Here is a 15,952-nt window from a genome sequence, read left to right as displayed (position 1 = left end):
ATGAGCTTTTTAATACCATTTAGTTTTTTTAGCATTTAATTGTTGTCTTACAAATTATGATTTCGCAAGGGATATGCGAAGAGAAATAGAAATGACTTGTTGACCCGGCGAACGCGGGTTGCAATAGTTGAAGTGAGTAATAGAGGTAACAGCTAGTCCATTATAAGAAACTAAATTAAAAAATTCAACATTTTTATTTATCTGTGAATTTACAAGTTTTATAAATAATTCATAAAAAAAGAGGCTTATTTTACAGAAAATTGGTCAACTGTAAAAAAGCCTCTTATCCTATGGAGTAAAGGAACAATAAAATTATACTAAAAAACTTGTAAATTTATTTGTTTCGAATCATTATTTCAGGGCTATAAACCCTTGAAATTTCCCACGGGCCTCTTAAGCACCGAATTGATTGGTTAATTTTTGTAAACTATCAGCCTGCACACTTAAATCCTGTGTGACGTGATTGACAGCTTGCATGGAGGCAGTTTGCTCATCCATTGACTGCAAAACAGCTTCGGTGTAATTCGATAATCTACCCATTCCATCTGCAATAGTTATGACCGTAGATGCCACTTCATTTGCGCTACTGGAAAGCTGTTCGGCTGTTGCGGAAATGTCTTCAAGCTGGTTATTCATGCGACTTACATGCTGTGTGATCGTCCCGAATGATTTTGTCGCCTCATCAATGACATAAACACCTTGCTGAACATTTTTCAAATCCTCCTCCACCGATGAAGCGACTTGTTTTGTATCATGTTCAATGCCTACTACTAAGTCAACAATTTGCGTAGCAGAATGCTTCGATTGCTCAGCTAATTGTCGGACCTCTTCTGCTACTACTGCAAAGCCTTTACCATGTTCTCCAGCCCGTGCGGCTTCAATGGCAGCATTTAAAGCTAATAGATTGGTTTGATCAGTAATTGCTGTAATCATATCGGTCATCGATTTAATATCTGACATTTTAGTGGATAGTTGCTGCATCAGACTACTTGTTTTGTCAGTTGATGATGAAATAAATTGCATTTGTTCCTTTGCTACATGTAAAATGGCTACCCCGTTTCCGGCAATTTCATTGGCCTCTTTCGCATGACTAAAAACATCCTGTGTAGCAACGGTAATACGTTCAATTCCATCGACAGTTTCTTGCATCGCATGGGCACTTTCACTAGCGGATTGTGCAGCTTGCTTCAAGCCATCTGATGTTTTCTCTATCTGCTGATCTACTTCTTCCACAGCTAGCGTAATTTCACTCGTACTTGCTGATAGTTCTTCAATACTTGTCGATAAATCCGTAGAGCTATTCGCAATTTTTTGTGTCATTGTTCGTAATTGATTTTTCATATCTAAAAAAGATTGTGCTAGCTGAGAGATTTCCCCATTATCATGTACCTCAATGACAACTGTATCCAATTTGCCTGAGGTAATCCCTTGAGCAGCCTCCGTTAACTGTTTAATAGGCTGTATCACTTTAAAATGGACATAGACCGTGTACGAAAGTGTAATGGCAATTCCCAAGATGGTTAAAACGGTTGCAAGCCATTCTAATGTTGTTACATTGGCCAAATCTAAAAATAAAATAATAATCATTAACACATTTAAAGCTGAAAAGCCAAGTAAACTCTTATTTCGTAAACTCATAACAAATTCCCCCAACTAAAATATTACTTCCATACCATTATTATAGTTGAATAATCCTAAAAAACATAAGAAAAAGCCCCTTTTATATGAGTAAAGTTCTAAAAAGCGCATAAAAAAAGACTGTAGACAGCCACAAAGGCATACCTACAGTCCCTATAATTTAATTATTTTAAATTCATGATACTTGAGCCAGCGATACCTGGATGTGTCATTTCATAAGGATCTAAAATTAGGTCCAGTTGTTCTTTTGTTAAAACACCCGCTTCAATACAAAGCTCACGGATTGAACGACCTGTTAGAATCGCTTCACGTGCAAGACGAGCAGCAACTTCATAGCCAATATGAGGGTTCACAGCAGTTAGTACCCCTACACTTTTCTCTACATATTCTTTCATACGTTCTTCATTTGCTTCAATATCTTTTAAGCAGTTTTCTGTAAACGCACGGAAAACATTATTCATAATGCTGATAGATTGAATTAGGTTAAATACTAATACCGGCTCCATAACATTTAACTCTAATTGACCAGCTTCAGAAGCTAATGAAATTGTATGGTCGTTACCAATCACTTGGAAAGCCACTTGATTCAGTACTTCTGGCATCACAGGGTTTACTTTACCTGGCATGATCGAAGAACCTGGTTGGCGAGCTGGTAAAAGGATTTCCCCTAAGCCGGCACGTGGACCAGAAGCCATTAAGCGTAAGTCATTTGCAATTTTCGACATATTGATCATACAAATTTTTAACGCACCAGATACTTCTGTATAAGCATCTGTATTTTGTGTAGCATCAACTAAATGTGTCGCACCCTTTAATGGTAAACCAGAGATTTCTGCAAGATGCTCATCTACAGATTTAATATAATCTGGGAAAGCATTTAAGCCTGTACCTACTGCAGTTGCGCCCATATTTACATCATATAAGTTTGGACGTGTTTGACGAATACGTACAATATCACGGTTGATGACACGGCAATAAGCTTCGAACTCTTGTCCTAAGCGAATTGGCACTGCGTCCTGTAAATGCGTCCGTCCCATTTTAATGACATGTGCAAATTGCTCTGCTTTTTGATGGAAAACGGATTGCATATAGTCCATCGTTTCTAATAATTCATCTATTAAATTTAACACAGCGATATGAATGGCTGTTGGGAAAGCATCGTTTGTTGATTGTGACATATTGACATGACTGTTTGGACTTACTGTATGATAGTCACCTTTTTCTTTCCCTAAAATTTCTAGGGCACGGTTGGCGATGACTTCGTTTGCATTCATATTGATGGATGTACCTGCTCCACCTTGGATTGGGTCTACAAGGAATTCTGCATCCCATTTGCCATCAATTACTTCTTGCGCTGCTCCGACAATTGCCTCACCAATTTCTTTTGATAATAGGTGTACTTCCATATTACTTAACGCAGCTGCTTTCTTCACAATCCCCATAGCCTTAATAAGTGAAGAGTGAATTGTGTAGCCTGTAATCGGGAAGTTTTCCGTTGCACGTAGTGTTTGAATTCCGTAATAAGCCTCTGCTGGTAATACGCGCTCACCTAAAAAATCTTTTTCTATACGTTGTGTTGACATCATTGTCGTCTCCTTTTATGTAATACTCACACTTGATAGTAGCTAATAAAAGTCGTATTGTAAACAGTCATTTTTCTGTAAACGAAAAAAATCCTTCAAAAAAGCAAAGAAATCGCTAAAAACCGAGCACATTTTAATAATGCCCTAGCATTATTAGCGGATAAAGGTTCGATACAAAATAATTAGGCAACTGTATGCGATAGCGTTAAAAATTTCATTGTGAATCAAAAAAACCAATAGAATAAACCGATTAGGTCCATTCTATTGGTTTGTTCATTCTTCTATTATTTATTCGAAGTTACAGTAAAACGGCTATTTTGATGCTGAGGATTTTCAAGCTCATCCAATACTGCCACTGCATAATCTGCGTAGCTTACATAGCTTTCACCAGCTTCATTTACTAATAAATGATCGACTCCTGTTGTATAGTGACCTGTACGTGGACCTTCTGGATCAAAAAATGCAGATGGACTTAAAAATGTCCAATGGATAGCAGATTGTTGTAGGTCTTGTAGATTTTGTCCTTGATTTTGCGCAGTTGCTAGGAACATAGCTGGGAAATCAGGCGTTTCCATTACACGGATTTGTTTTTCAGGGTCTACAAAAAGACTACCTGCCCCTCCCACAACCAATAATTTTGTATCAATGTCTCGGAAAATTTCGATTAAATGACGACCCGCTTTCACATGTAAATCTTCCTGACCAGCTGGTGCGCCAAACGCATTCACTACTGCATCGAAGTCTTTCACGTCATCCTGTGTTAATTGAAACACGTCTTTTTCTATTACGGGGATAGCTGTTGTTACTTTTGCGGCAGAACGAACGATAGCTGTTACCTCATGACCACGTTGCACCGCTTCCTCTACTATTTTTTGTCCTGCTTTACCTGTTGCACCAATGACAGCAATTTTCATTGTATGTTCCTCCTTAATATATAGTTGTAACCATTTTAGTTACAGGTTAGATACAGATAGACCATCTTCGCTTAAGTACGAAGCTGATCTAGCACATCCTGCAAAGTCTGTGCCTGTAGCTGTGCTTCCATTGCCTGCCAAATAGATGTGTACACATCTTCCAAAGTATGTTGGATTTCTCGTCCCACTGCACACGCTGGATTCGGCTCATCATGAATCGCAAAAAGCTGTTCTGGCCCATCGATTGCTTGATAAATTGCTAAAAGTGTTAAATTCTTTGGTTCCACTAAAAGCTCATACCCCGCAACCCCTGAATGTGATAAAAGTAAGCCTGCCTTTTTCAGAACACCAATCATACGTCTTATGACCACTGGATTTGTATTTACACTTCCAGCGATAAAATCGGACGTAAGTAAGCTTTTATCAGATGTTGTAGCAATTAGCGAAAGAATATGGATCGCCACCGAAAATCGACTGTTCACCATATGTATCACCACCTGTTGTAACTATTATAGTTACAGGTAAATAAAAAAGCAAGCACATTGCTTTTCGCTACCTGTTTTTATAGTTCCGTTTCTTGACTTATCTATACATACATTTAGATTTTATTGACATAAATCACTAGTTCCTGCCGTATTTGCCCATTGTCATCATAAAAATCTAAATTATGAAATTCATATTTAAAATGACCTACTGGAAAAGTCACGCTTTCCCCCTGTGCTGCCGCAAGTATACCTGCCACGTCGTGTGATACCATGTGCAATAATTCATCACCCGTGACTGAATCTATAAAGATTACGTTCATAAAAAAACACCTCCTCAGCCATTATAGCTTAGAAGGCGCTTACATTTATAGTCTTTCTTTATAGCCTTTAATACGGATTTCTTCAATCACTTGCATCATGTCGAAAAGTTGTTGCCGGGATAAATTGGAGGTATTAGCGTCCTGCGCTTGTTGCTCGGAAACCTTTTTTCGTTCTAGATGATCGGACTGTTGCTCATTTTCTTCTACTTCCGGAAGGACCATTGTTTTCTTCACAACTTTCACCTCTACCATAAATTTGACCGACTACCCATTCCAAATAATGCTAACAATCCCACAATTACTATAATCAACTTCCTAGCTATCAGTCATCCAACTACTAGCCTATTTAGCAAAACATATAATTTGACCTAGTTATAGTGCCAAAAAAAACAGCAACCAAAATGGCTGCTGTTTATGTTAGACGGCAATCGGAGCCTTAATAGCGGGATGTGGATCATACCCCTCGATTGATAAATCCTCAAGCTCGATATCAAAAATCGATGCTTTATTTGGATTGATGTGTAACGTCGGTAGTTCCTTTGGCTCCCGAGCAAGCTGTTCTTTTACTTGTTCCACATGGTTCGCATAAATATGCGCGTCCCCAATGCTATGAATAAATTCGCCTACCTCTAATCCACACTCATGTGCAATCAAATGTGTTAACAATGCATACGAAGCTATATTAAAAGGACAGCCTAATAAAGTGTCCAAGCTTCTTTGCATGAGCTGACAGCTTAATTTGCCATTAGATACATAAAATTGGAACATGACATGACATGGTGGCAATGCGGCTTTACTGCCCTTCGCACCTGCATTGATAACATCCTCTGGGTTCCACGCATTGACGATAATACGGCGTGAATCTGGATTATGCTTGATTTGATGAATGACATCCTGCAACTGGTCGATACTTTCCCCAGTAGAAGTTGTCCAATGCCGCCATTGCTTGCCATAGACATTGCCAAGCTCTCCGTATTTTTGAGCAAAGTCATCATCTGCTAAGACACGCTCACAAAATGAGGCTAACTCTTGCTGATACAATGTATTAAATGCGTCATCCACTAAACAACGTCGACCAAAATCAGTCATATCTGGTCCTGTATAGTCATCTGATTCAACCCATTTTTTAAATGCCCATTCATCCCAAATATGATTATTATGTTGCAATAGATAACGGATATTCGTATCCCCTTTAATGAACCATAATAATTCGCTCGCGACAAGCTTAAAAGGTACGCGCTTTGTCGTTAAAAGAGGAAATCCTTTACTTAAATCAAAACGCATTTGATAACCAAAGACGCTATATGTACCCGTCCCAGTTCGATCCTCTTTTTTCGTGCCATTTTCTAATATATGTTGTAGTAAATTTAAGTACGCCATTTCTGGATGCGTCATTTTTCTTCAACAGCTCCTTCCAGTTTGCTGTTGACCATTATACCATTTCATCACGTATTTTCGTATGAAGAAATTATTTCATTAGAAGCCAGAATGGGAGGAAGTGTTCTTCAGCTCTCTTGAAATTTCACTCTCTGTTGTGACAAAGAAGGTAGGAAGCAAGATGATATTTAATAAAACAGGTCCAACAATAACTAATAAATCGATGCCAGGACTAAAATAAAGACCGAATGCCGTAATCAAGCCCGAAAGTACAAGGAATACAATTTGTGCAACAATAATCATGATTGGCAATGATTGGTACATATAATTTAGTTTACGGAACTGATGTAAATTGGCTGGATTGTTGATGACTTTCCTTTTTAATCGTCTCGATAAAATAAAACAAGCTAGCAATTGGACTACCATAAAACTAAAATAGATGACCGCGTAAAGGATAAATGGACGTTTCTGAATCGTACCATCAAAATGACCTACTCTTTGGTTCAATAAATCATTCACGGCTCCTTCATAAACATATTGACGTTCACTTAAAAAAGTAAAAGGCTCCATAAAACCGAGCGCTGTCCAATCCTTCGTGTTCACCGTCCAATTCGATAACTTACTCGCTAAAATTTTCAATTGAATCGGATCTTGCTCTCCAAACATCCCTACCAAAATACTATAGGGAATGGCAACTTTTAGCTGCCCATCTTGCTTTTCTTGGAATAAATCCTGAATGTAAAAAGTATAGGAAACATCCGATTTATTCGTATCGTAGCGAGCTTCTTCAATTTCCCAATGACTGGCTAAAGATGCTTGTATGCCATTTCTCATCTCCGTATAGGGTATATCTTTATGTAATCTCTTTGGAATTTTATAAACAAAATGGTTATCGCTACCGATTAGACAAATTTCAACCTCGACTTTATCTTCATGAACCATTTTAGCCTTCGTGGTCAATGGGATCATAATCAAAGCGATTAAGAAAAAAAGAATTAGTGTTAAAACGCCTTTTTTCACGTCACCGTCCCCCTTTTCGTCATAATTATTAAACTTACACTATCATAGCCATGTCCGAAAAAACTATTTCGTCATTCCGAAAACGCAATAGTGGTTTTCCGAAAGCCTCTATTTCGGTATTCCAAATTTATCAATAATTAGCGATAATATATAGGAGTTTATTATCATCTAGCAAACAGAGGTTTCAAAATGAAAAAATGGACATATTGTATTTTTCTTACCTATTTAATGCTCGGCATTTACGTATTAGCGATTGCCATAAAAACACCGTTTATTAGTCTCACCCTTGATACAACAAATGGGCAAGCAGCTATTATGGATAGCTACTACACTTCATGGGCTCATCAAAAAAATATCGAACGGGGTGATATTGTACTAGCTATTGATGGGCAGCCAGCTTTGGAAAATCGCTCTGTGCGATTGTTCTCACTGATTAGAAGTGCTAAACAATTAACTATCCAAAAGACTGATGGGACTATTCAAACAATTGATGTGAAGCATATTGATATGCCAGAAGAATTATATTTGCAAATTCTATTCCCGATCTTTTATTTTCTTTTAGCTTTCGGTGTGGCCATTTATTTATGGCAACGCAATAAAGATAACCCTCCGACATTTTTATTGACTTTATTTTTGTTAACCTGTTCGTTGGCCTATATTAGTACAGGGGCATCGGCAAGGGGCAATCTTATTGGCCAGATTGTGATTGGCCTATGTATTATTTTATGCATGGTGCTATTCATTCATTTTTTACAGCACTTTTTCCGTTACCTTCAAATCAAATGGGCTTATATTGACAGCAAATGGCTTTATTTTTCATCATTGGTCATCCCAGGTTGTTACTTTCTGGAAGGTTTTATACCTTCATTCCGAGAGATTACTCCTCTCCTAAACTTAGGTATATTCGCAATCCTTGTGCTGTACGCTATTTATATTTTATTAACAAGTTATTTGCGCACAAAATTAGCTAAAATTCGGTTGATTGCCATAGCCTTTATCATTCCATTTTTGCCATTCCTGATCTTTTTCGTGACACCTGAAATTTTAGGTAATAAGCCGTTATTACATGCTGATATCGCCGCGTTATTTTTATTATTTATTCCTTTTTCATTTCTGTTCATCCAAGTGAATGAACGATTATTTGATATTGAATACCAATTATCACGATTACGTTATTATTCGACACTGGCGTTTTTCAGTGCCCTTCTACTGACAACAGGTATTGCCCTTTTGTTTATGGGTCAATTATCTGTAGTCCATGTTACAAGTATTTTTTTACTAGTTTTCATGGTGATGATGGCTAGTTTTTATATTAAGGAACGTATTGATTTTAAGTATCGAAAAATTATTTTTTCTTCTACTGGAAATTATGTACATAATTTATATGCCGCCGTGCAACGTATGGGCAAGGCTAAAAATCAACAAGAATTACTGGAACGCTTTAAGTTTGAAATTACTGAAAAATTAGGCACGACAGCCTTTCTTATAAGAACGGTCACAGAGGATACACCAGCTCCCATGCTCGGAAGCTACTACACAAAATTGCTGCTGCATGATGCAGGTGACGAAAAAATAATGTTAGAAATAAAGCATACGCTACAAAAGGAAGAATTATTATGGCTAGAGCTACTCGCACTTTATGTTTCAATGTCTATTAATAATTTACAGCAAATTGAAGATTTAGTACTCGAAGTTCAACATATGAAAAACACCAGTGATACACCGCTTCCTTGGCTTGATAAACTATTATGGAATATTATTGAGAAGGAAAAGAGTATTTTAGCTCAGGAACTACATGATACGATTTTGCAGGAGCAGCTACATTTAGCAAGAGAACTCGATGTCCTTGCTGGCACTCCTATTATTCAAAGGGACACCATTTTGGATATTCGTGAACAGCTCCTGAATGCCACAAAGGATCTACGAGAGTATTGTGAGAATTTAAGTCCACCATTACTCGATACTTTCGGCTTACAAATAGCCCTAAAAAAATTAATACAAAAGGTAAAAATACGGGCTGACTTTTTAGTAAGCTCTCAAATTGAACGAGTGGAATTTCAGGATGCCACGCTCCATCTAGTCGTCTATCGCCTAGTTCAGGAGCTATTAAATAATGCGATTAAACACGCTAATGCTACAGAAGTTTCACTAACTCTACGAGCGATACCTCAAGGCTTTATTCTACAATATGAAGATAATGGAGTAGGCTGTGATATTGAGGATTTAATTCAGTCATCAGCTTCCATGGGCATTAATGGAATTCGTGAGCGTGTCCGTGCCTTTAACGGGGACATCACCATCCAATCTAGACACAATGAAGGTATGCATATTTTTATTCAAATACAAGAGGACGGGGATTCATATGATGAACATACTTATTATAGATGACCATCCTGTCGTTTTAGATGGTACAAAAACATTGTTACAGGATTTAGTCAATGTCCAGATTGAAACAGAGCAGGATAGTGCAGCAGTTTTACTAAGAATGGATACGGAAGCCTTTCAGTTATTTCTCATTGATATTAATATGAAACCGATCAACGGTATCCAACTAGCAGAAATGATCAAGAAAAAACAACCAGAGGCCCTCATTATTCTCTATACAGGCTACGAGCTTGCCGATTATTATGAGCTATTAATTGAGAAAAAGATTGATGGTTTATTATCAAAACTAGCTACAAAAGAGCAAGTCATCCAAACGATTCAAGCAGCTCTACGTGGCGAAATATTACTGGCAGCAGACTTCTTAGATTTTGTCCAGCAACGATCCAATTTGCCGAATACCCAGCAGGAAGTATTACTCAGCGATAAAGAACAGGAAATTTTACAGCTCGTAGCTCAAGGCTGTACAAATAAAGCCATTGCGTCTGCTATCGGTGTGACCCAAAGAACCGTAGAGAATTATTTATCGAAACTATTCGTTAAATTAAACGTTGAATCTCGTGCAGAGGCAGTAATTGTAGCAAAGGAAAAAGCATGGATTAACTAATGCTAGAAGAACATTTCATTACTAATAGATTACAATTGTAAATTTTTTCTTACTAAAAACGGAATTTACTGGATATACAAACAATTCTGTACTATAATAAAGCTAATAATTACATTACTTCATTGCTACGATTAAAAACTTGTATTCAAAGGTAATACAGCTTTTGAATCCGCTTTTTATATGTATTGAAGAAATTGATTGTTGAATTTTTTTGGGAGGGTGTTTACATGACACAAGGGACAGTAAAATGGTTTAACGCAGAAAAAGGTTTTGGCTTCATTGCAGTTGAAGGTGGCAATGATGTATTCGTACATTTCTCAGCTATCCAAACAGATGGCTTCAAAACTTTAGAAGAGGGCCAAAAAGTTGAATTCGGCGTAGAAGAAGGCAACCGCGGACCTCAAGCAACGAATGTAGTGAAAATATAATATTCACCAAACATAGACGAGCAAATGAAAAAAGAGACATCCATTTTGAAGATGTCTCTTTTTTTATGTCCTCGCAGCAAGACTTATGATGGCAATATACAACGGATATCCCCAAAGCATGACCAACAGAATAAGCCCTTGCACAGGTACTGGCATATCTCCTCGATCGGAAATGGGAAACAGGTAGGTAAAAACCATTGTGAAAATCCAGTATACGGTAACCATAGAATCATTGTTGCATAAATCCAGCGGCGATGCCCAAGCCACGTAACGGTGAGCTTATATATAAATATCGTCGCTACGCTAAGGCCTACTAATTGAACAATAAGCAAGAAAAGATCCAAATTGTCAGCTGTCCAGCCTGTAAGTCGTAGTAATCGATAATAATTGAGTTGTAATGTCATACATATAAAGAAAATCCAACCGTACAGCAGACTAACAATATTCAATTTTAGAAAAAAGGACATGGTCATCGATTTTTCCCTTTCATTATATGGCTTCGCTTGAATAAGTTGAAGGCGTCCTTTCTATCTAAATGCGTTGCTCCTTCGGCATCAAATGGCAAATGGTCCCTACGCATAAGAATGCAAGCCTGCAATCACTAGATTAACAAACACCTGATTAAACACGATGATACTGAAGCCAATGATGGCAAGCCAGGCTGTTTTCTCCCCTTCCCAGCCTTTGGATAAGCGGAAATGGAGAAAGGCTGCATAGAATAAAAAAGTAATTAGCGCCCAAACCTCTTTAGGGTCCCATCCCCAATACCGGCTCCAAGCTATTTGTGCCCAAATCATGGCAAATAACAGCCCACCTAATGCAAATAGTGGGAAGCCAATGACAACTGCTCGATAGGAGATTTCATCCATTAATTGTGGCTGAACCCGACTTGTCCATGGCTTTAATGTAGCACTCACCGATTTTCTTGTAGCCAGACGAATGGCAACATATAAGACCGTACCAATCATAAATGCCCAGACAATCGAATTTAACTTTTTAGCATCTATTTTATTTGTTATTTCGATTAAACCAGCAGAATCACCATTTTCTGTGACTGCTCCTTTATTCACGATTAAGGGTTTCATGGAATAGACTGCTTTTTCTGATTGACCTTGAACATTCTCGAATTGTACTTGTAGGTCATCCGCTGTTAGGCTGAAAAAAGTCGAAATGCCGATAAATCCAATTACGACAACTAAGCAATACAAGACAAATTCTAACGAATATGTATGGATGGATCTTTTGGAAACATCCAATGTGCTTAATAAAAATATTAATCCAGTGGCAAAGGATACCGATAGAATCGCACTGGAAAAAGCGACGGTCATCACATGTATCGTTAACCAGTGACTCTGCAAGGAAGGTACGAGTGGTGACACTTCTTTCGCAAAAACGCTTCCATAGCCAAGAATGATTAATGACACAGGAATTGTAAATAAGCCCACAACAAGCTGCTTGTATAAAAAATGGATGATGAGATAACTCCCTGTGAGCATGATGCCAAAGAACGTCATAAATTCATACATATTGCTGACGGGTGCATGCTCTACAGCTACCCATCTCACCACGAAATAAACGAGTTGCAGGACAAAGGCTGCATAAGTAAGAAGTATACCTAGCTTGCCAAACATCTTCCCTTTCGATTTGACGGCAAGCCCTAATGGCACAATCGCAATCAGTAGTAGAATGAAGGCAATAAATAAGGAATTGCTACTAAAGGATAATAAGGTTTCTTGATTCAACTAAATCCCTCCAACGTCTTTTAATACGGAATTTGCTTCCAAATAATAAGAACGCTACAGATGACAAGAAGTGCCATATTTTCCTTTTAATTTTTTTAATTTTTAAAAATTGTTACATTTTTATGGCAATAAAGGAAGAGGAACAAGATAATCGTAAGACATTTGACGATCTCTTGGTTATCTGGAGAAACGGTCATACTCTGACTAACCCCTAAGTAAAAGACATTCATCATTCTATGAAATAGCAACAGGCACAATGGATTGACCTACTTCTCGAATGATTGAAAGCACGATGGATAACACAAAAAGGAGCAACAAATACGCAGGTATTCCAACAGCTGGCATCATATAGGGCTTATATAGTACAACTATAGGTAGATGCCATAAAGACCACCCTACTCCAGTAAGGGTAGCGGTCGACCAAAAGCTATAGCGTTGCCGCAAATATACATGAAAGTTGCCTCGCCAGACGACTACTTCTAGTAAAGCCAAGCCTGTACTAATGGTGAGCCCTATTAGTAATAACATACTCAGTTGAGATGGGGTGATGATGAGAAAAGATGGATGATGCGTCAAGTAAAAATAACTATGTACTAGGAGACCTAACAAAAAAGGGATGAAAATACTGGCTAGGAGCCATGACCATTTAGGCTTTGTGAAGGAAAAAGTTGATAGGATGGGTAGCTTGGTGAAAATCTTTTGAACAATAATCACTGATAGTAGTGGGATGATCATGGTAACAAAAAATGCTCTTCCATGCTCTAGGAAAGTCAGAAAATAATGGGTCAAAACTGTGAGGCTATATATACAAAACATCGTCCTGAGTAGAACATAATTTTTCATTAGTTTCCTCCTCAAAAAACAAACCATATATTTGTTAATATATGGAATTTAATCGTTATTAAATGATGGCATGCCTCTATCTACATCTTACAAAAAATTGGATTATAAGTCTATTTCTTTTTCGTCTCGCATGGGAAAATAAGAGTGCGCACAAATGACATAACGTTATGTTTCACAAGCTGGAGGTTATAATGAAACAAAATATTTATGACAACCCTGAATTTTTCCATCAATACAAGGCATTACGGCAAAGACCATCTAATTATAATCGCTTATTAGAGCAGCCTACCATGAAATCATTACTGCCCTCTTTAACGAATTTAGAAATGCTCGATATTGGCTGTGGCATGGGTGACTTCGCCCAATACTGTATCCAACACCACGCCAAGCATGTGACTGCTTTGGACGTTTCAAGTAATATGCTGTCCATCGCTCAGTCAGAAAATGCACATCCACAAATTGATTATCAGCTTCAAGCAATTGAGGATTATGAAGCATCCGCCAATCGTTTTGATTGTATAACAAGCTCACTTTCGCTTCATTATGTTAAAAATTTTGAGGCAGTCATTAGACAAATTGCCCAAATGCTACGTCCAGACGGCGTTTTTATTTTCTCCGTGGAGCATCCGATTGCTACTGCTCGCCGAACGAAGGAGGGTAATTGGATTTACGATGAACAAGGTAAACGGCTACACTATGCAACGGATAATTACCAAGAAGAAGGCATAAGACAGCAAACATGGCTGGTAGACGGAGTGGTCAAATATCATCGCACTATTGCTACAATCATCAATACATTAATCGACCATGGCTTATCGATCGACAAAATGGTTGAACCTCAGCCAAGCGAGGAAGCTATTCAACGGCTTCCTTCTATTGAAAAGGAACTTCGCCGACCATCCTTTTTATTTGTAAAAGCAAAAAAATAAAGGCAAGCCTCACCCTACTACAGTGGTGAGGCTATTTTTACATAAATAATTTCTGGGTCACCGTCATCCAGATTATTAATAACCCCGCTTTTAACAAACCCTAAGGCTTGAAATACATGTTGCATACTTGTGTTAGATTGATTCGTGGAGGAAAAAACCTTTAACGTTTTGCTTGTTTTTACATATGCATTTATTAAGGCAGAGGCGATTCCCTTTCTTCGAGCTGATGGCTTAACAATGACTAAGGAAATAAAGTCATAGCCAAAAAAGTCCTCAGTAGAAATTAAGAATCCTGTAATATCATCAGCAAAATGGTGAAGAAGACAACGTTCCTCCTCGATGGCTTGCTGAATTTCATCACTTCTGGATGCGTTTCCAATCACCTCTTGATCGATTGCACATAGTGTCTGCAAATGCTCCAACCCTGCCACTTTTATATTGCTCAAATTTCCACATCCTTTATATAATAACTCATTACCTTTAGTTCTTCGCCAAAGCCTGTCGCCTGTTTCCCCTCATCTACAAACCCACATTTTATATAGAGTGCCTGTGCTGATACATTTGGGATATTTACGCCTAGTACTAGCTCATTCATCAATGGAAAATGCTGATGAACAAAGTCTGGTAACATTTGGAGAGCTGCCTTTGCATAGCCTTTGCCCTGCTCATGAAAATCGGTCGAAAATGAGCGAATTAGTAACGCCCGTTCATTCGAGGAATAAGGCTTCACCCCTTCTTTTTCATGTAACACAAAAAAGGTTACTAGCTTGTCTCCATCGAAAGCTAAAACAGCATGTCTACTGTCATCCTCCTTAGCAAGTTCAATGCTATCCTTTGGCGACTTTGTATAGCGAAGCTGCTCCTCTGTAATGGTATATTGCTCTACTAACAATTGAGCCTTGTCCTCATAAAACTTCAATGTCAGAGCCATCAAAACTCCTCCTCGTAGAGAGCTGTAAACTCATATTCCCCCTCAACAAGCTGTTGTAAATATTCATCAAATGAAGAAGCGATGACCTCAAAGCTATCGGGATCATGGACATATCGAACCACTTGCCCCATTTTTCCGCCTTCAGCTGGCGAAAAATCAAGATACAAACAGGATGTTCCTCCATTATTCATGCAATCTGCAAAGCATAATCGTTCGTTTAACGGTACATGCATATTTATCCTTTTATCTATGTCCACATACTCTAAAAAGTCCTGATAACGCTCAAAAATCGTTTCACGCTGATTTTGAGCATCTGCTAGTATTTGCTCAACTGCCTTTAAATAGTACGGATAATCCCCCAAATCGGAACCTAGTACAAGCACACTAATGTTTTCTTGTCCATGCTTACAATGGTAAGTACCGTTGACATCCTGTAGTAGTTCAATGAAGGATTGCGGACTTTGTGGAAATATTTCTAGTAAGCTTTCAATTTGTGCATCTGTGGCACCATTTGCTTTCTGTAATTGTTGTTGCTCCTCTTGCGGTAAATATTGTAGTAAATTCTTAAAATAGGCTGTATGCACGGCTATTCCTTCCTCTCTTGAAAAATATTCCCCTAAATTGGTAGACATGGTACAATTTAAGCACTCAAACTAAAGGAGTTGTGCCTATGAGTGCGAAAATGGCAGTAGACGTTAAAGCTTTGCTATCAATCTAGGGGTTGTAACGATACTTGCAGCCCTTATTAAAGGG

Annotated in this window: 17 protein-coding genes; 4 read left to right on the top strand and 13 right to left on the bottom strand. The window is 38.1% G+C overall.

What is annotated here, in order from left to right:
- Positions 1-393 precede the first annotated feature (393 nt).
- The 8 genes from MKY80_RS10435 to MKY80_RS10400 form a co-directional block, all read right to left on the bottom strand.
- The gene (locus MKY80_RS10435) at positions 394-1,638 is read right to left on the bottom strand and encodes a HAMP domain-containing methyl-accepting chemotaxis protein (RefSeq protein WP_171364805.1); all 1,245 of its coding nucleotides are present in this window, start codon (positions 1,636-1,638) and stop codon (positions 394-396) included.
- A gap of 164 nt (positions 1,639-1,802) precedes the next feature.
- Positions 1,803-3,224, bottom strand: coding sequence for an aspartate ammonia-lyase (gene aspA, locus MKY80_RS10430; protein ID WP_342532870.1), 1,422 nt, complete (start codon positions 3,222-3,224; stop codon positions 1,803-1,805).
- A 281-nt stretch (positions 3,225-3,505) separates the two neighbouring features.
- Positions 3,506-4,135: an NAD(P)-dependent oxidoreductase gene (locus MKY80_RS10425; protein WP_008174856.1), complete on the bottom strand. Its 630-nt coding sequence runs from the start codon at positions 4,133-4,135 to the stop codon at positions 3,506-3,508.
- 71 nt (positions 4,136-4,206) lie between these two features.
- Positions 4,207-4,620 carry an Rrf2 family transcriptional regulator gene (locus tag MKY80_RS10420; RefSeq protein WP_089984547.1) on the bottom strand — a complete coding sequence of 138 codons (414 nt, stop codon included), beginning with the start codon at positions 4,618-4,620 and terminating at the stop codon, positions 4,207-4,209.
- Between the two features lie 113 nt (positions 4,621-4,733).
- Positions 4,734-4,940 (bottom strand): thymidylate synthase, encoded by a 207-nt coding sequence (locus MKY80_RS10415; protein WP_089984550.1) that lies wholly within the window; start codon positions 4,938-4,940, stop codon positions 4,734-4,736.
- Between the two features lie 45 nt (positions 4,941-4,985).
- Positions 4,986-5,174, bottom strand: coding sequence for a hypothetical protein (locus tag MKY80_RS10410; RefSeq protein ID WP_164908709.1), 189 nt, complete (start codon positions 5,172-5,174; stop codon positions 4,986-4,988).
- 183 nt (positions 5,175-5,357) lie between these two features.
- The gene (locus MKY80_RS10405) at positions 5,358-6,335 is read right to left on the bottom strand and encodes a thymidylate synthase (protein ID WP_008174863.1); all 978 of its coding nucleotides are present in this window, start codon (positions 6,333-6,335) and stop codon (positions 5,358-5,360) included.
- 81 nt (positions 6,336-6,416) lie between these two features.
- Positions 6,417-7,337, bottom strand: coding sequence for a hypothetical protein (locus tag MKY80_RS10400; protein ID WP_089984555.1), 921 nt, complete (start codon positions 7,335-7,337; stop codon positions 6,417-6,419).
- A gap of 189 nt (positions 7,338-7,526) precedes the next feature.
- Here MKY80_RS10400 and MKY80_RS10395 point away from each other — a divergent pair, with 189 nt between their 5' ends.
- The 3 genes from MKY80_RS10395 (at position 7,527) to MKY80_RS10385 (ending at position 10,754) form a co-directional block, all read left to right on the top strand.
- Entirely contained in the window at positions 7,527-9,725 is a 2,199-nt protein-coding gene (locus MKY80_RS10395) for an ATP-binding protein (RefSeq protein ID WP_089984557.1), read from the top strand.
- Complete coding sequence (locus MKY80_RS10390; protein ID WP_008174867.1) at positions 9,700-10,326, top strand: response regulator transcription factor; 627 nt, start codon at positions 9,700-9,702, stop codon at positions 10,324-10,326. Before MKY80_RS10395 ends, MKY80_RS10390 begins: the two co-directional genes overlap by 26 nt.
- Positions 10,327-10,553: 227 nt before the next feature.
- Positions 10,554-10,754 (top strand): cold-shock protein, encoded by a 201-nt coding sequence (locus MKY80_RS10385; RefSeq protein ID WP_008174868.1) that lies wholly within the window; start codon positions 10,554-10,556, stop codon positions 10,752-10,754.
- Between the two features lie 572 nt (positions 10,755-11,326).
- Here the strand turns inward: MKY80_RS10385 and ccsB are convergent.
- Together ccsB and MKY80_RS10375 are read right to left on the bottom strand one after the other, a co-directional pair.
- On the bottom strand, positions 11,327-12,496 hold the full coding sequence (gene ccsB / locus MKY80_RS10380; protein WP_342532863.1) for a c-type cytochrome biogenesis protein CcsB: 1,170 nt from the start codon (positions 12,494-12,496) through the stop codon (positions 11,327-11,329).
- Positions 12,497-12,730: 234 nt separating this feature from the next.
- Positions 12,731-13,024 carry a CPBP family glutamic-type intramembrane protease gene (locus MKY80_RS10375; protein WP_342533032.1) on the bottom strand — a complete coding sequence of 98 codons (294 nt, stop codon included), beginning with the start codon at positions 13,022-13,024 and terminating at the stop codon, positions 12,731-12,733.
- Between the two features lie 506 nt (positions 13,025-13,530).
- Here MKY80_RS10375 and MKY80_RS10370 point away from each other — a divergent pair.
- Positions 13,531-14,268, top strand: a complete 738-nt coding sequence (locus MKY80_RS10370; RefSeq protein ID WP_342532861.1) for a class I SAM-dependent methyltransferase — start codon at positions 13,531-13,533, stop codon at positions 14,266-14,268.
- 17 nt (positions 14,269-14,285) lie between these two features.
- Here MKY80_RS10370 and MKY80_RS10365 read toward each other — a convergent pair whose 3' ends face one another.
- From MKY80_RS10365 to MKY80_RS10355, 3 genes are read right to left on the bottom strand one after another with little or no spacing between them, the layout of a single operon-like run.
- Positions 14,286-14,714 (bottom strand): GNAT family N-acetyltransferase, encoded by a 429-nt coding sequence (locus tag MKY80_RS10365; protein WP_107922201.1) that lies wholly within the window; start codon positions 14,712-14,714, stop codon positions 14,286-14,288.
- Positions 14,711-15,199 carry a GNAT family protein gene (locus MKY80_RS10360; protein ID WP_342532859.1) on the bottom strand — a complete coding sequence of 163 codons (489 nt, stop codon included), beginning with the start codon at positions 15,197-15,199 and terminating at the stop codon, positions 14,711-14,713. The genes MKY80_RS10365 and MKY80_RS10360 overlap by 4 nt, the downstream gene beginning before the upstream one ends.
- Positions 15,199-15,783, bottom strand: a complete 585-nt coding sequence (locus MKY80_RS10355) for an SMI1/KNR4 family protein (protein ID WP_239355087.1) — start codon at positions 15,781-15,783, stop codon at positions 15,199-15,201. Before MKY80_RS10355 ends, MKY80_RS10360 begins: the two co-directional genes overlap by 1 nt.
- Between the last annotated feature and the right edge of the window lie 169 nt (positions 15,784-15,952).

The organism is Lysinibacillus sp. FSL R5-0849 (assembly GCF_038595075.1).
GTDB lineage: Bacteria > Bacillota > Bacilli > Bacillales_A > Planococcaceae > Lysinibacillus > Lysinibacillus fusiformis.
This window is presented reverse-complemented; position numbering and strand designations above follow the sequence as displayed.

What these genes read in the sequence shown, in the direction of transcription:
- MKY80_RS10435 (WP_171364805.1), bottom strand. Translation starts at nt 1,638, where the DNA reads ATGAGTTTACGAAATAAGAGTTTACTTGGCTTTTCAGCTTTAAATGTG.
- aspA (WP_342532870.1), bottom strand. Translation starts at nt 3,224, where the DNA reads ATGATGTCAACACAACGTATAGAAAAAGATTTTTTAGGTGAGCGCGTA.
- MKY80_RS10425 (WP_008174856.1), bottom strand. Translation starts at nt 4,135, where the DNA reads ATGAAAATTGCTGTCATTGGTGCAACAGGTAAAGCAGGACAAAAAATA.
- MKY80_RS10420 (WP_089984547.1), bottom strand. Translation starts at nt 4,620, where the DNA reads ATGGTGAACAGTCGATTTTCGGTGGCGATCCATATTCTTTCGCTAATT.
- MKY80_RS10415 (WP_089984550.1), bottom strand. Translation starts at nt 4,940, where the DNA reads ATGAACGTAATCTTTATAGATTCAGTCACGGGTGATGAATTATTGCAC.
- MKY80_RS10405 (WP_008174863.1), bottom strand. Translation starts at nt 6,335, where the DNA reads ATGACGCATCCAGAAATGGCGTACTTAAATTTACTACAACATATATTA.
- MKY80_RS10395 (WP_089984557.1), top strand. Translation starts at nt 7,527, where the DNA reads ATGAAAAAATGGACATATTGTATTTTTCTTACCTATTTAATGCTCGGC.
- MKY80_RS10390 (WP_008174867.1), top strand. Translation starts at nt 9,700, where the DNA reads ATGATGAACATACTTATTATAGATGACCATCCTGTCGTTTTAGATGGT.
- MKY80_RS10385 (WP_008174868.1), top strand. Translation starts at nt 10,554, where the DNA reads ATGACACAAGGGACAGTAAAATGGTTTAACGCAGAAAAAGGTTTTGGC.
- MKY80_RS10375 (WP_342533032.1), bottom strand. Translation starts at nt 13,024, where the DNA reads ATGTTATTACTAATAGGGCTCACCATTAGTACAGGCTTGGCTTTACTA.
- MKY80_RS10370 (WP_342532861.1), top strand. Translation starts at nt 13,531, where the DNA reads ATGAAACAAAATATTTATGACAACCCTGAATTTTTCCATCAATACAAG.
- MKY80_RS10360 (WP_342532859.1), bottom strand. Translation starts at nt 15,199, where the DNA reads ATGGCTCTGACATTGAAGTTTTATGAGGACAAGGCTCAATTGTTAGTA.